Annotated in this window: 8 protein-coding genes; 4 read left to right on the plus strand and 4 right to left on the minus strand. The window is 39.8% G+C overall.

Annotated features, from left to right (window positions below; genetic code table 11):
- Positions 1 to 31: 31 nt before the first annotated feature.
- Positions 32 to 1,282 carry an RNA polymerase sigma factor gene (locus Q4489_RS08880; protein WP_303479199.1) on the minus strand — a complete coding sequence of 417 codons (1,251 nt, stop codon included), beginning with the start codon at positions 1,280 to 1,282 and terminating at the stop codon, positions 32 to 34.
- A 236-nt stretch (positions 1,283 to 1,518) separates the two neighbouring features.
- Positions 1,519 to 3,150 carry an alpha-glucosidase family protein gene (locus tag Q4489_RS08885; RefSeq protein ID WP_303479201.1) on the minus strand — a complete coding sequence of 544 codons (1,632 nt, stop codon included), beginning with the start codon at positions 3,148 to 3,150 and terminating at the stop codon, positions 1,519 to 1,521.
- A 258-nt stretch (positions 3,151 to 3,408) separates the two neighbouring features.
- Here Q4489_RS08885 and Q4489_RS08890 point away from each other — a divergent pair, with 258 nt between their 5' ends.
- Positions 3,409 to 5,175: an alpha-amylase family glycosyl hydrolase gene (locus Q4489_RS08890; RefSeq protein ID WP_303479203.1), complete on the plus strand. Its 1,767-nt coding sequence runs from the start codon at positions 3,409 to 3,411 to the stop codon at positions 5,173 to 5,175.
- Positions 5,176 to 5,237: 62 nt separating this feature from the next.
- Here the strand turns inward: Q4489_RS08890 and Q4489_RS08895 are convergent, their stop codons facing one another.
- Both Q4489_RS08895 and Q4489_RS08900 read right to left on the minus strand, forming a co-directional pair.
- Positions 5,238 to 6,731: a tryptophan halogenase family protein gene (locus tag Q4489_RS08895; RefSeq protein ID WP_303479206.1), complete on the minus strand. Its 1,494-nt coding sequence runs from the start codon at positions 6,729 to 6,731 to the stop codon at positions 5,238 to 5,240.
- A 117-nt stretch (positions 6,732 to 6,848) separates the two neighbouring features.
- Positions 6,849 to 9,626 carry a TonB-dependent receptor gene (locus tag Q4489_RS08900; RefSeq protein WP_303479211.1) on the minus strand — a complete coding sequence of 926 codons (2,778 nt, stop codon included), beginning with the start codon at positions 9,624 to 9,626 and terminating at the stop codon, positions 6,849 to 6,851.
- A gap of 438 nt (positions 9,627 to 10,064) precedes the next feature.
- Between Q4489_RS08900 and pulA the strand changes: the two genes are divergently transcribed.
- The 3 genes from pulA to Q4489_RS08915 all read left to right on the plus strand — a co-directional run bounded on the left by pulA (position 10,065) and on the right by Q4489_RS08915 (position 16,564).
- Positions 10,065 to 12,821 (plus strand): pullulanase-type alpha-1,6-glucosidase, encoded by a 2,757-nt coding sequence (pulA, locus tag Q4489_RS08905; RefSeq protein ID WP_303479213.1) that lies wholly within the window; start codon positions 10,065 to 10,067, stop codon positions 12,819 to 12,821.
- Positions 12,822 to 12,959: 138 nt separating this feature from the next.
- Positions 12,960 to 15,011: a glycoside hydrolase family 97 protein gene (locus Q4489_RS08910; protein ID WP_303479216.1), complete on the plus strand. Its 2,052-nt coding sequence runs from the start codon at positions 12,960 to 12,962 to the stop codon at positions 15,009 to 15,011.
- A gap of 47 nt (positions 15,012 to 15,058) precedes the next feature.
- Positions 15,059 to 16,564, plus strand: a complete 1,506-nt coding sequence (locus Q4489_RS08915; protein ID WP_303479227.1) for an MFS transporter — start codon at positions 15,059 to 15,061, stop codon at positions 16,562 to 16,564.
- The last annotated feature ends 86 nt before the right edge of the window (positions 16,565 to 16,650 follow it).

Here is a 16,650-nt window from a genome sequence, read left to right on the forward strand (position 1 = left end):
AAACATCGATTTCGACAAGGCAGCAAAAAAATTAAAGCGCCGCCATTCTTTTTTCAATGAAACGTTTCTCCGGTGCTTGCTGGGTTAAACCCAAGGCACGTTGGTAAGCAGACAAAGCCTTTTCCTTTTGCGCAAGTTGTCGATATAAGTCAGCCTTAGCAGCATAAAGTAAATAATAATGTTGTAATGCTTTATCGCCTTCTATTGCTTCTATTGCCTTTAAACCGGCAGTAGGCCCGTCTCGCATCGATAGTGCGACCGCATGATTTAACGCGTAAATCGGTGAGAAATTTATCGATAAAAGTACTTGATATAACCCGGTGATTTCAGCCCAATTTGTTTCCTCAAAATGTTGCGCTTCACCATGAACAGCGGCTATAGCTGCCTGCAATGTATAAATATCAGCCGGCCCCAACGATAACGCTTCTTTTACCAGCTGACATCCTTCTGCTATTTGAGGCTGATCCCATAACAACCTATTTTGCTCTTCTAAAGAAACAAGTTCGCCGTGCTCATCCATACGCGCTTTTTTGCGAGCATCATGAAGTAACATTAATGCTAATAAGCCAATAATTTCTTTTTGTGGCATTAACTCAGAAAGCAGCCTCGTTAGTCGGATAGCTTCTAAAGATAGCTCTGTGCATGTAACATCTTGGCCAACGGTTGCCGAATAGCCTTCATTAAATAATAAATACAAAGCAGCTAATACCGACGTTAACCGCTCGGGTAATTGATCCTTATCGGGTACTTCATAAGGTATCTGTAATTCGCAAATTTTATTTTTCGCTCGAACAATACGTTGCGCAAGGGTTGGTACCGGAATTAAAAATGCCGCAGCTATCGCTTCTGTTGTTAAGCCACACACTTCTCTAAGGGTTAACGCAAGTCTTGCTTCGATGGCTAATGCAGGATGACAGCAAGTAAAGATCAATCGCAATAAATCATCTTCGATGGTTTCTGGATCTTCAAAAGATGCAGTTTGCACCATATCGTCAGGTATCGTTGAATTGAGATAATGAGAGAAGCTGCTATTTTTACGAAGTTTATCTATCGCTTTAAATCGCCCTGTTGAAATTAACCAAGCTCGAGGTTTTTTAGGTACACCGTCTTTTGGCCATTGCGTTAAAGCTGCCGTGAATGCATCTTGTAACGCTTCTTCCGCCAAATCAAAATGACCATTCAATAAACGCATAAGCGTGGCCAATACAGCACCTGACTCACGCTGATAACATGCGGTAATTTCTTGCTCAATAGTTAGGTCTGCTTGTTTAACATTGATCATAATTTAAATACTATTATTTGCACTTAACATAAGGCATGTTGCTGTTTGGCGTATGTGTAAACATGGTCAAAAACTATACCACAAAATTCAAAAGAGTCTCACGTTTGTCGACAACAAATCATTAAAAAGCAACCGCTCAATAGCCCACGTTCAGGGTACATATAGTGTTTTTTGCTAGGCACAAAAAAACCATCGAACAAGTAAGTGCGATGGTTTTTATTAACGAAATATAAAAACTATTGAGCGAGATACGCTATTTGATAAGGCGCTACCGTAACAGTTGTATGTTGTTCATTCGTTGAAACGTCAGCAATTAAGAAACCATGACCTTCCACTAGCTGGTACGCTGAGTTGGGTAAATCAAATACCACGGTAGTGTCTGAGAAGTTAGCCAATACATATAGTGTATTCCCTTGGTACTGACGCGTAAATACGAGTTTATCGTCGCTACTCTCTAAAAAGTTGATATCACCATATAGCAAAGGTGATTGACTTTTACGCCAGCTTAAAAAGGTTTGATAAGCATTTAATACCGACGATGGTTGGTTTTGCTGCACTGAAACAGCATTAATTTGATGCGCATCGCTTACCGGTAGCCACAAATAATCACTTTGGGAAAACCCTGCGTTACTTTCTTGCGCTGACCATGGCATTGGAGTGCGGCAACCATCTCGTCCTTTAAAGGTTGGCCAAAAAGTAATACCGTAAGGGTCTTGTAAGTCATCATAGGCAATGTCTGCTTCGGTTAAACCAAGTTCTTCACCTTGGTAGCTGCACACACTGCCTCGTAGCGAGGCAAGCAACGCGTTAAACATTTTACTCTGTGCTTGACGATTATTTTCATTGCCCCAACGCGAAGCTACTCGCATAACATCATGATTGCCAATTGCCCAACACGGCCAACCATCAACCAACTTATCTTCTAATGCTTCAACGGTTTGTCGAATATAGCTAGGACTACCGTCTGGTGTTAATAATTCAAAACTATACGCCATGTGTAATCGCTTATTACCTTGAGTGTAATCAGCCATCGTTTGCAAAGAGTCTTCTGAAGAAATTTCACCTAATGCCACCACATTGGGATACTTATCCATTAATTGGCGAATATCTTCCATAAAGGCGATATTTTCAGGTTGTGTATTATTGTAATAATGATACTGAAAAGCATAAGGGTTATCTTCGCTAAACCCGCGGCCTTTTCTGTCTTTTGGCGCTTTGGCGGGATTGTCGCGTAATTGTTGATCATGAAAACAAAAATTAATCGCGTCTAAGCGGAACCCGTCAACACCACGTTTTAGCCAAAATTCAACATTTTCTAACACTGCTTTTTGCACTTCAGGGTGGTGAAAATTTAAATCGGGTTGCGAGGTAAGAAAATTATGTAAATAGTATTGTTGGCGACGAGGCTCCCATTGCCACGCACAACCCCCGAAGATAGATAACCAATTATTAGGTGGTGTACCATCTTCTTTAGCGTCAGCCCACACATACCAATCAGCTTTCGCATTGGTTTTATTTTGACGACTTTCAATAAACCATGGATGTTGATCAGATGTATGGCTTAACACTTGGTCTATCACGACTTTAATATCATATTCTTTCGCTTTATTCATTAAGCGATCAAAATCGTCCATGTTACCAAACATCGGATCAATTTCACGATAGCTACTAATATCGTAACCAAAATCTTTCATCGGTGATTTGAAAAACGGCGAAATCCAAACAGCATCCACGCCCAAGCTTCTAATATAAGGGAATTTTTCAACAATCCCAGCAAGATCGCCAATGCCGTCATTGTTGGCATCCATAAAACTGCGAGGATAAATTTGATATATTACGGCGCCACGCCACCAAGGTTGAATTTCCATACAAGTCCAATCTACTTTATTTTATATTAATCATGTGGCTTAAAGCATTATATGACAGTAGCCAGTCACGATTTATCGAGACCTTGTAAGCATAAGTAGCCCCATGGCTTAGTGCAATGCTACTGCATACGTATGCATGAGTAATCAATGCCTGAATCGCTATGCATACGTATGTAATTTTTATACTTGTCACTTAGATATTTGTACTATCAATACAAATGACCTTTGCTAACGTAACAATAAAAAACAAGGCAACTTATGACATTAAGCTTAAAAACACTAATGACCACACTTATATTGAGTTGCTGTGCAGCTTTTATGTTTGGTTGCATACATGAAAAAAACAGCCCTCAACCGCTACAACCTTCAATCACACCAACCATCGCGAGTGATTTAGCACCTTATCAACAAAGACCGATTGAAGATGAAGTCTTTTACTTCGTATTACCCGATCGTTTTAGTAACGGTGATACCAGAAATGACAATGGTGCGAAAGAAATACCTATTTCTTTTGGCGGGTTTAACCCAAGCGATGAAAAGTATTTCCATGGTGGTGATCTCGCTGGATTAACGAATAAACTTCCCTATTTAGAACAACTTGGTATTACAAGTATCTGGTTAACGCCTATTTTACGTAATCAAGCAGTACAAGGAGATATTGCTGGCTATCATGGTTATTGGGTATTAGATTTCACCGAAATTGACCCTCACCTAGGGAGTAATGATGACCTTAAAGCTTTAATTGATGCAGCACATAAACGCAATATTAAAATATTTTTTGACATTATCACCAATCACACTGCTGATGTGATCAAATACAAAGAATGCCATGGACAAGACGGTTCAGGATGGTCTGAAAGCGGCGAAGCCTGCCCTTACATCTCTCTTGCTAAGCTAGCTCAAGGCAAGGGGTATCAAACAGTCATTCAAAAAGGTAATGAGCAACTTAAAACACCAACGTGGTTAAATCATCCTAAACATTATCATAACCAAGGTGACTCTACTTTTAGTGGTGAAAATTCATTAAATGGTGACTTTTTCGGCCTTGATGATTTAAATACTGAATCGCAAGCAGTCGTTGACGGTATGATCGAAATTTACCAGCACATCATCAGCGAGTTTAAACCTGATGGCTTTCGAATCGATACCGTAAAACACGTCAATATTGAATTTTGGCAACAGTTTATTCCTGCACTTGCTGATCATGCCAAAGCTCAAGGCATAGAAAACTTCTTTATGTTTGGTGAAGTTTATAGTGGCAACCCCGCTGAGCTAAGTAAATACACTACGCAAGGCACTTTACCTTCTGTGCTCGATTTTGGCCTACAGTCAGTGTTGTATCAAACGTTAATCGAACAAAAGCCTACTGCATTGTTTAGTACACTTTTTGCACAAGACGGTTTATATAAAAATGCCAATCAATTATTAAACTTTACTGGTAATCATGACATGGGCCGCTTTGCCTATTTGCTTGCTAAGCAAGAAAAGTTTAGTCACCAAGAAATTAGCCAACGACTCAAACTAGCCAGTGCAATGACTTTTTTCTTAAGAGGAGTACCTGTTATTTATTATGGTGATGAACAGGGCTTTATTGGTACAGGTGATAACCACAACGCGCGGCAAGACATGATGCCATCTAAAGTAGCTACCCATAATGCCCAGAAATTGTTGGAAACAACAGCAAGTACTGCACAGGATAATTTTGATATCAGTCACCCGTTATTTACTTACTTTGCAAAATTAGCGGCCCTTTACCACCAACATGAAACCTTACGTGTCGGCGAGCAAGAAGTTATATTGACTCAAAATAAAGCAGGCTTATTAATACTGCGTAAGCAAGATAAACAAGATGATTACTTAATTGCTTTTAACACAGCAATTGCTGAGCAATCAGCACTATTAACTCTTGATAAACAATATCAACTCATTCATCCGTCTGAACAAGCATTAATAGAAACAGTCGGTGAACAGTCACGTATTTCTCTGCCAGGTTTGTCATTTGCGCTTTATCGCGCAGTTAAATAACGTAAACTGAACGTAAAAAACCAGTGCAATGCACTGGTTTTTTTTACTTTTAATCGCTTATATCAGCGAATACATGCATCAATAAATTGATGATGCGGTGGTACCTTTTCAGCCGTTTTAGTCATTATTTGTTTAATACTGTAAAGCATTTCATTTAATTCATCAGTGTTTAATTGATCTGCACTCCGATGATAATCATCAGGAATTAACCCTTGACCTAAAAATACCTGCTGCCAGGCAATTTTTGTAAAAAGCTCATCATTTTCTCGAAACACTAACCCTGAAGACTTAAATAACGCCATTTTATGCTTTAAAGACTGGGGCACTTCTACTCGCTGGCAGTCACGCCAAAACTTGCTATCGTCACGTTGATTAAGCTTGTAATGTAAAATAATAAAGTCACGAATACGCTCGTATTCAAGTTTAGATTGACGGTTAAATTCTTCTATCATCACCTCATCAATACCTTGATGAGGAAATAGCTTCACTAAACGCACAATCGCGCTCTGGATCATATGTATACTGGTTGACTCTAACGGCTCTAAAAAACCACTCGACAAACCAATAGCAACCACATTTTTATGCCATTGCTTTAAACGACGTCCGGTTTTAAATTTAATCACTTTCGGTTCTGCTAGCGCTTTACCATCTAAATTTGCAAGCAAGCATTGTTGGGCCTGTTCATCTGTTAAATATTTTGAGCTATATACAAAGCCATTACCCGTTCTATGCTGCAATGGAATACGCCACTGCCAGCCAGCTTCATGGGCAATTGATTGTGTAAATGGTTTAATCGGAGAAACGCTTTCACTAGGTACTGCTACAGCACTATCAGCAGGTAACCAATGAGACCAGTCTTCAAAACCGGTATTCAAATTTTGTTCGATCAGCAGCCCTTTCATTCCAGAACAATCAATAAACAAGTCACCTGCCACTTTAGTGCTATTTTCTAAGGTTAATGACAGAATATTTCCTGTTTTTTCACATTGATCAACCTGTGCAACTTTTCCTTCGATTCGCTTCACGCCTTTGGCTTGGCAATATTGAGCTAGAAATTTTGCATAAAGTCCAGCATCAAAATGATAAGCATGCGCGAGTCCATTAAGGTTTAAGCCGGGTATTTTATCGAGTAACGCAAAGGCATTACGCTTAGCAACTTGGTAATTTAATGAAAAGTCCCAAAAGTCATAGTTAAGCCCCGCGTGGTGTGCTTTTGTAAAAAAGTGATTAAAATCGCAAAGCGGAAAACTTTTACCGATATCACCAAAGGCGTGCATATAACGATTACCAACTGTTCCCCAGTTTTCAAATTCAATACCAAGCTTTATCGTAGCGTTAGTGGCTTTGATAAAAGCTTTAGGGTCAATACCTAATTCTTCATTAAAATGCATAATCGGCGGTATTGTCGCCTCACCAACACCAATAGTGCCTATTTGATCTGACTCGATTAGCGTAATATCTAGTTTATTGCCGAAGGTTTTCACTAACAGCGCTGCCGACATCCACCCTGCCGTGCCGCCACCTAAAATAACAACCTTATTCACTTTATTTTTCATGATAATTCTCTCGACCTAAGCACCGAAGGGTAAATTTCAATAGGAGAAAAAGTAGAATGCCCCAATAACATGACATTACCAGGGCACTTATTCAACTAACCATAAAAGGTATTACCATTAAAATTTATAGGTAAACCCTGCTTGATAACTACGACCATAATCAAAGTATTGATCGGTAGCGTAGTCAGCATCGTCAAATTTAGTTTGAAATGCCTCATTCGTTAGGTTTTGGCCTTGCACATATATGTATAGGCTATCAGTAACGTCGTAACCAATTTGCGCATCAACTAACGTTTCACCTAAGCCGAAACGTTGTTCAGTGGTTAAGCCAATAGTTGAATAGATTGACGCGGTAAAATCAGAACGTTTACGCATCGAAGTACGCACTTGAATGCCGTCTTTTTCATAGTACGCGGTAATGGTTGAAACACGCTCAGACAGGCCAGGTAACGTATAATCATCACCATTAAAGTCTTTCATATCTTGCTTAACCATTGTATGGCTGGCAAAAATACCAAAGCCTTCCAAGCTTTCATCAATCATTTTAAAAGGGAATGACACTGAAAGTTCAACACCACGTAAGTCACCTTCACCACCATTTTCTTTTGCATTCACGGTAGCTGTTTTATCGCTAAAACCATCAATATTGCTTGCAACAGGGTGCGTTGATAACGATGCATCATCTAACGGAAGTTCGGTTTCATAAACGCTATCAAAGTTCCAGTTTTTAATTTTCTTATAAAATAACGCTACCGAGAAGTAGCCTTCATCTGAGAAATAATTCTCATAGCTTAAATCAAAGCCATTTGCTTCACGGGCTTCTAATTGATAGTTGCCCCCTGAAGCTCGCCAATAATTGCCATTAATATCTGTGTCGTCAGGATTACCACTCCAGCTTGTTGGTTCAACTAAAATACCACCTTTCATATCATCCATCGTAGGGCGGGCAATAGTTTTAGCAAAACCAAAGCGTAGAATTTCATCATCTGATACGTCAACAATAATATTAACGCTTGGTAAGAAGTTTGAATATGAGTGCGAGAAATCTAATTTAGTATCTATTCCACTCCAGCCAAACGTGTCGCCAATAGAGCTTTGCTCTGTTTTGATGTAGCGTAAGCCAACATTACCGCGTACCGATTTACCGGCTATTTCTGTTGAAATATTACCTTGCACGAATGCTGCAGATACTTCTTCACTCACCTGAAAGGCATCATTAATTTTGCCCCAAGAATACGTTACATCTGTTTCGCTATAAACAGCGCCACTTGAAAGTAATGCTTCTTGATCAAAAATAAGCGTATGACCCATATTTGCGTGTGTTAAATCAACTGTACCCAGCAAGTATTCAGGTGAAATAGCAGCTACATTAGTACCTGGGATCATCGCAGACGGTAAAACATCTGTTTTTGAGTAGCTAATCGTTTTTTGTTTATCACGTTCACGATATGCCAAACCGAATTCAATCGAGTCAAACACGTCGCTTTCTAGCATGTGCTTAGCTGCAAGCTTAAATGACTTAATTTCATCTTCTACTTTCGGGTTTGATCGTTCACCAGCAAGATCCCAACCCATAATGTCACCTAAGCCAACAACACTAGGGTCACCATAATCAAGTGAACTTTCAAAAGTACCGCCCGAACCGTCTTTATTTAATTGATACGTTACTTCGTTACCCGCAAAAGATGATGCGCCACCAAACGTAGCATGCTGATATAAATCACGCTCTACTTCAGAAGAGCTGGCATCAAATGTTACTGTTAGGTCATCATTAACACGGTATTCGATGTTTAACCCTAAGTTTAATAAATCAGCTGTGCGATGCTCTTGATTGTTTTTTACATAAAAAGGAAAATTACGGTAAGTAGCACCAGTAACAAAGCCGTTTTCAACACTATTAATGGTATATTCACAGTCTGGGAACTTACCTTCATCATCACAGTTATTAAAACCGAATTCTATCGCCCCGATATAGCGTTTATCACTAAAATCAACGTATAGAGAATCAACCGTGATGGTTAGGTCATCTGTTGGTGCATATTCTACAACAGCCATAACAGAGTCACGCTCTAATACTGACGAACGGCCTTTAATATTCGCCCCTTTAATGCCAGTATAGCTATTGCCTTCTTCATCAGTCAGGTCATACAAAAAAGGGTCACCGTGACGACCAAATTGCTTCTCTTGGCCAGGGGATTCCATCGTATTAAAAGCTAACGCGACACCTAAGGTGTCATCAGCAAATTGATCAATGTAGGAGAAATTTAAACGATGGCCGGTATTATCATAGCCATCTACCACTGCGTCATGGCCATTTTTTTCATACTGACCATTAATAACAATCACTTGTTCCGCTTTTGATAGCGGGCTGATCGTTTGCATATCAATGACACCTGCGATGCCTTCACCGGTCATTGATGCGTTCGGTGTTTTGTAAACGCTAACACCGCTCATGATTTCGGATGGATAAAGATCAAACTCAACACCACGCCCATCACCAATAGACACCTGTTCACGACCATTTAGCGTTGTAGTAGATTCGTTTTCACCAAAGCCACGAATGCTAATAACACTCGCACGACCTTCCAAACGCTGCGCAGCTAACCCTGAAATACGTGATAAGGAATCAGCAATTGACGAATCAGGTAGTTTACCGATATCTTCGGCACTTATGGCATCAACAACGTTTGAAGAAAAACGTTTTGTGTTAATTGATTTAATTAAGCTGCCACGAAGACCTTTTACTTCGATGACTTCAACCTCTTGGTCTGCTTTTTTTGCTTGCTCTTTTTCTTCGTCTGTTTGCTGTGCAAAAGCAAACGATGAAGCGCTAACTGCCATCAAACCCGTCGACAACAACGCCAATGTTAACTTGCTCGGTGTAAACTTAACCATCTGTATTCTCTCCCCTACCTTCCCTGTACTTTATTTTAATTTTCAGCGTATCCAATAGCTGTTGTAATAACTAAATGTATATTTCATGTGTAAGTCGATACCCACTGTCACGTGGATGACCTAAATATAGAGAGGTCGGCTTCTGAAAAATACATTATGCATACGTATTCAATTTATGCATTTATCTGCATACGTATTCAAAATGAAGACAATAAAGGCTTTTTTAGTGTTGAAACATTTGGTTACAGCCCTGATAAAATATAGCATTCTTCACTATAGATAGCGGGTAATTTTTAAACAAAATTTTACAAAGTGCCAACTCAACCAAATGATTGAATACGTATGCAATAATACCCAACTACTTCTTATTCATGGCCTCGCAACGTAAATTAAGCAACGTTCAGCGACTATACTGCTTATAAATTAACGGGATTTAAGATGCGCTTTTTTTTAACCATCATGTTATGGCTATGCATAACAGAGCAAGTAAATGCACAACTTCAACATTTTTCACACAGCAGCACTACAACAGTTGCTCCAAAAAAAATATCGAGTCATATAACGTTGGCGGGAGCCCACTGGTTAACACCAAATACCATCGTAGTTGCCACACAATTTTCATCCGATGAATTAGCACTGGCTACGTTCAATGCTGAAAAAATAGACCAAACATTGCCATTAACTAAGTGCCAATTAAGTCCGGCGTTAGCGAATAAGTACCCGCATTTACAAACCTTTCAGTGTTTCAAAATAAAAACGCATACCAAACAAATAAAGCAATTACTTAAACAACCTCTTATTGTATATAAACAACAGCATGGCGACCTCGTAGGTACATATGTTCAAACCGCAAACATTATCGATGTGCTTTATACCTCAGGACAAAAAGATGCGAATGAAGATAATGAATTAGGCGCACGACTAACGAATAATGGCGTACAATTTAAGTTATGGGCACCAACAGCACTGGCGATTAATGTACAACTTTTTGATAAAACTAAGCGCCCGATACCACCTTACAAACTCAAGATGAGTGAAGATAAAAACACAGGTATTTGGTCAGCTGATACTTCTCAATCGCTAAATGAACAATTCTATCGCTATCAAATCACCTTGTATCACCCAAGCACGAAAAAAATAGAAGAAGTGATTACCACTGACCCATATTCTCTTAGCTTATCGACCAATAGTGAGTACTCACAAATTATTGATTTAAATCATCCCTCCACACAGCCAACTGGCTGGCTAACGCAGTTAGATACCCCTGTTAAAACCCCTGAAGATAATATTTTTTATGAAACTCATATTCGTGACTTTAGTTCACACGACACGACGCTATCAAACAAGCATTACCGAGGGAAATACCTTGCGTTTACCGAGAAAAATAGCGCTGGAATGCAACATTTAAAAGCATTGAGAACAGCAGGAATAAACAGTATTCATTTACTGCCAGCCTTCGATATAGGCACGGTAGATGAAAATAGCGAATCTGTAATTGATATCAACCGCTCACTAAATGATATTTGCCGAAAAAGCCAACTTGAAGAAATTTGTGCACTAAAAACCGATAAATCACAGCAATTAAATGAATATCTTGCAACGTTGCCTAGCACTAGCAAACAGCTGCAAGCTATTATTTCAGCACTACGAAGCCAAGACAATTATAACTGGGGTTATGATCCATTCCATTACACAGTGCCTGAAGGTAGTTACGCAATAAACCCTGATGGGATAAGTCGCATTGTTGAATTTAGAACGATGGTGCAAGCATTACACAATTTAGGATTTCGCGTGATCATGGATGTTGTTTACAACCATACTCATCAGGCAGGCTTAGCACCAACAGCTATTCTCGATAAAATTGTTCCTAATTATTATCACCGATTAGATGCACTCACAGGAAAAATTGCCCAGTCAACTTGTTGCGATAACACCGCAACAGAACATGCAATGATGGAAAAATTAATGATTGAGTCATTGGTCGTATGGGCAAGAGATTATAAAATTGACGGTTTTCGTTTTGACCTAATGGGTCATCAACCCAAGTCTTCAATGCTTAAAGCCCGTAAAGCCGTTAAAGCCTTTGATGATGACACCTACTTTTATGGTGAAGGATGGAATTTTGGTGAAGTTGCCAATCACCAGCGATTTGAGCAAGCCAGTCAACTAGCACTTGCTGGAACTGAAATTGGTACATTTACCGACAGATTAAGAGACGCTGTCAGAGGCGGTGCATTTAATGCGCAAGGACAAGATATTCGCAAAAGCCAAGGTATTGCTAATGGTTTAGCAACACTGCCTAATGAACTGCAAACAGAAGACGATCGCCAACGTTATCTCGCGTTAGCCGATCAACTCAGAATTGGTTTAACTGGCAATTTAGCTAACTATTCATTATTTACCGCAGAAGATACCATTCGAAAAGGAAGCGAAATTCCATATGGCGATCAACCAACAGGCTATGCACTTGATCCTGCCGACACCATTAACTACGTGTCAAAGCACGACAATCAAACATTGTGGGACAATAACCAATATCGTATTGCTTATGAGTTAACCACTAAGCAGCGTGTGCGAATGCAGCTTTTATCTCTTGCGTATCCGTTATTTTCCCAAGGCATTCCTTTTATTCATATGGGCAGTGAAATGTTACGCTCAAAAGGTTTCTTGCGTGACTCCTATGATTATGGCGACTGGTTTAACTATGTAGATTTTACCAAACGATCAAATAATTACGAGATCGGCTTGCCGCCAGCAGAAAAAGACCAACAAAATTGGTCAACCATTTTAACACTACGCCATCAAAACGCAGGCAAAGATATAGTCTCTGCAGAAGATATTGCGTTTAGCACCAAGGCTTTTCTTGATTTGGTCAACATAAGAATGTCTAACCCACTATTTCGCTTAACCACCGCCAAGCACATTATTGCTAATGTTCAATTTCATAATACTGGCAGCAAACAACAGCTTGGTTTGGTTGCAATGAGCATCAAAGGAGATAAAAACCAGCCGAGCACCCTCGTTATATTCAATAGTTCAGGTAGTCGAAAAACGCTCAACTTTGCTAAGGCAAACGACTACCAACTTCATCCAATACAACAACAAGGCATTGATAACGTTGTTAAAGAAAGTCAAATAAGTGCCAACAGTTTTACCGTTCCGGCACTCACCACTGCCGTTTTTATCAAGCAATAAGCACAATATTGAAAACGTTTATCAACATGAATTTCGACAAAGTCGCGATGAAATTATGCTGAATACGTATGCAGCTAGCTGTAATTTGCCATCAGTAATTTTATGCTGTTAACCATTAATAAACCCTCAGGAAAAATAATGAAGAAAAATCTGCTGGTTCTAACAACTCTTTTTGCAAGTACTTACTTAAACGCACCAAACCTGATCGCTAAAACAGTTAAGGTAAGCTCACCAAACAACAAAATAACGGTCTCTGTAAGTGATGAAAACACACCAAGCTACCGCGTTAGTTTTAATGGCAACCAAGTGATTGATACATCGCTGCTTGGTTTAAGGTTTCAACAATCGGCGGATTTAGCGGAAGGCTTTACAATTTCGTCAAGCAAACAACAAACCGCTGACAGCACATGGCAATTACCTTGGGGCGAACGCAAAAATGTACGTGATAATCATCATGAATTAATCGTGAATTTTACCACTAATAGAGATAAGTCTAACCAGTTTAGCGTACGCTTTCGCGTATTTAATGATGGTATAGGCTTTCGCTATGAAGTACCCAAACAACCAGGCCTTGATGGTAATATTGCCATCGTCGATGAGTTAACAGAATTCAACGTGCCAAATGCAGAGAAAACCACTGCGTGGTGGATCCCAGCACGTGGCTGGAATAGATATGAGTATATCTACCAAACCACCCCATTATCGGAAATAGATCTTGTTCATACTCCACTCACGATGAAGTTAGCTAGTGGCGAACACATCAGTATTCACGAGGCCGCATTAGTCGACTACGCTGGTATGACGATTCTAAAAGGTCGTCATAATAAACTAAAAGCGGATTTAACACCTTGGTATGATGGAGTTTTAGTAAGAAAAACACCTGACTTCACCAGTCCTTGGCGCACGATTCAAATAAGCAAGAATGCAGCGGGATTACTCAACTCTGATTTGATTTTAAACCTTAATGAACCCAGTAAATTAACAGATACATCTTGGATAGAGCCAGGGAAATATGTCGGTATCTGGTGGGGCATGCATGTGGGGGAGACCACTTGGGGAAGCGGTAAGAAACACGGAGCTACCACAGAAGAAACCAAGCGTTACATGGACTTTGCCGCAAAGTATGGCTTCGACGGTGTATTAGTGGAAGGTTGGAACATCGGTTGGGATGGAGATTGGTACGATAATGGTGATGTATTTAACTTTACTCAATCATATGACGATTTTAATCTCAAAGCAGTGACAGATCATGGACTGGCAAAAGGTGTACGTTTAGTTGGTCATCATGAAACATCAGGCAATGTAACCAATTACCGTAATCAAATGGCTGACGCATTTGAGTTGTACCAACAACATGGCGTTCGTCAGGTTAAAACAGGTTATGTCGCAGATGGTGGTAAAATCAAGCGTGTTGATGAACACGGTATCGCACGTTTTGAGTGGCATGACGGCCAATTCATGGTTAATGAATATTTAGATAACGTGACACTTGCTGCCAAATATAAAATTAGTATAAACACTCATGAACCTATTAAAGATACTGGCTTGCGCAGAACCTACCCTAACTGGATCAGCCGTGAAGGCGCTCGCGGTCAAGAATATAACGCGTGGGGTTCACCACCAAATCCGCCATCACATACCGCTATTTTACCTTTCACTCGTATGTTAGCAGGGCCAATGGACTTTACACCTGGCACCTTCAATATGGCATACAAAGGTTTAGGTGCTGATACAGACCGTCCACAAACAACACTGGCGAAACAATTAGCCTTATATGTGGTTATATTCAGCCCGATTCAAATGGCATCAGACCTTCCTCGTAATTATGAAGCTAATTTACCTGCATTTCAGTTTATTCGCGATGTACCGACCGATTGGCAAGAAAGTAAAGCTCTTGACGGCGAAATAGGTGAATATGTGGTAATGGCACGCCAAGAACGTCTTGGTCAAGATTGGTATTTAGGCGCTCTAACTAATGAAGATGCGCGTAAAATCACCGTATCTTTAGACTTTTTGTCACCAGATAAGCGCTATCAAGCACAAATCTACCGTGACGGTGAAAAAGCAAACTGGATTGATAATCCGTATGAAATAATCATTGAAAATAAGCCAGTTTCAGCGAATGATAGTTTAACGCTATCACTTGCAACAAGCGGTGGTACCGCCATTCGCTTTAAAGCGCTAGACTAATCAAGTTCAGTAATTAGGTATTTAAAATGACAATGTCAACTTCCTCGATAGCGCAACAAAAGCCAACATTAAATTTTTGGCAAATTTGGAACATGTGCTTTGGCTTTATGGGTATTCAATTTGGCTTTGCTTTACAAAATGCCAATGTCAGTCGCATTTTCCAGACCTTAGGCGCTGATTACGGTAACATGGCAATTTTATGGGTTGCCGCCCCAATAACTGGGCTAATTGTACAGCCAATCATCGGCTATATGAGTGATAATACTTGGGGAAAATTCGGCCGTCGTCGTCCTTATTTTTTAATTGGTGCTATCGCAGCAAGTTTGTCACTCTTTATTATGCCGAACTCTCCTACCTTATGGGTGGCTGCTGGTATGTTATGGATCATGGATGCCTCGATTAACATTTCCATGGAACCATTTCGCGCGTTTGTGGGTGATATGTTACCGAGAAAACAACGAGCCATGGGTTATGCCATGCAAAGTTTTTTTATTGGCGTTGCTTCTGTCGTTGCATCATCATTGCCTTGGATCATGACCAATTGGCTTAATATCAGCAATACCGCTGCGCCAGGGCTGTTACCTGATTCAGTGAAATTTGCTTTTTACGCTGGCGGAGCAGTATTTTTACTGGCAGTGTTATGGACTATCTTTAGTACCAAAGAATATTCACCTGAACAATTAGCCGCGTTTGAACAGGCAGAAACCACAAAAGCGACTCATTCAATGCCTCGCGTAACACCACCTTATGGTATTTATGGCATGATCACGCTAATAATCGGCATCGTCAGTAGTGTGTTAGTTTATAGCAACATATCGCGCTTAGATAAAAGTCTCTATATTTTAACCGGAGGCTTCACAGCTTTTGGAATGTGTATGCTTATCGCCAGCTATCTGCATAAACAGCATAAAACGGATAATGGATTTGCTCATATCATGGCTGATTTATTCGCAATGCCACAAACCATGAAACAATTAGCTGTTGTACAATTTTTTTCATGGTTTCCTTTCTTCGCCATGTGGACCTATACCACAGCAGCTATTACAGAGTTTCATTATAACACTTCTGATGTCACCTCTGCCGCATACAACAAAGGAGCAGATTGGGTGGGTGTTTTATTTTCAACTTATAATTTAACCGCCGTTTTTGCTGCCATCTGTATCCCTTTAATCGTTAAAGTGTTTAATTTACGTATAGCACATATGATTAATTTATTTATGGGCGGCACTGGCTTTGTTTCATTTATCTTTATACATGATCCAACGTACTTGGTTATATCGATGGTAGGTGTCGGCTTTGCTTGGGCGTCAATATTGTCAGTACCTTACGCCATTCTTGCTAATGCATTGCCTGCAAAAAAAATGGGGGTATATATGGGAATTTTTAATTTTTTCATTGTGCTGCCGCAAATTTTAGCTGCAAGTATTTTAGGCTTTTTGATCACTAAATTTTTCGATAATCAACCAATCTACTCATTAGTGATAGGCGGGTTAAGTATGATTTTGGCAGGTGTATTAACCTTAAGGGTAAAAGAAAGTCACCGGCATATTTAAGGTAAATACCTAGAGCGTGTTGATCTTTCAAGTTTGTTTTTGCAGCAATTTGTTTGGTATTTATACAAGGCAGAGCTTGTGCCGTG

The sequence above is a fragment of the Thalassotalea sp. 1_MG-2023 genome, from assembly GCF_030546745.1.
GTDB lineage: Bacteria > Pseudomonadota > Gammaproteobacteria > Enterobacterales > Alteromonadaceae > Thalassotalea_C.

Bases quoted from the DNA above. Each gene is read 5' to 3' on its own strand.
- Q4489_RS08885 (WP_303479201.1), bottom strand. From the start codon at position 3,150: ATGGAAATTCAACCTTGGTGGCGTGGCGCCGTAATATATCAAATTTAT.
- Q4489_RS08880 (WP_303479199.1), bottom strand. From the start codon at position 1,282: ATGATCAATGTTAAACAAGCAGACCTAACTATTGAGCAAGAAATTACC.
- Q4489_RS08890 (WP_303479203.1), top strand. From the start codon at position 3,409: ATGACATTAAGCTTAAAAACACTAATGACCACACTTATATTGAGTTGC.
- Q4489_RS08900 (WP_303479211.1), bottom strand. From the start codon at position 9,626: ATGGTTAAGTTTACACCGAGCAAGTTAACATTGGCGTTGTTGTCGACG.
- Q4489_RS08910 (WP_303479216.1), top strand. From the start codon at position 12,960: ATGAAGAAAAATCTGCTGGTTCTAACAACTCTTTTTGCAAGTACTTAC.
- Q4489_RS08895 (WP_303479206.1), bottom strand. From the start codon at position 6,731: ATGAAAAATAAAGTGAATAAGGTTGTTATTTTAGGTGGCGGCACGGCA.
- pulA (WP_303479213.1), top strand. From the start codon at position 10,065: ATGCGCTTTTTTTTAACCATCATGTTATGGCTATGCATAACAGAGCAA.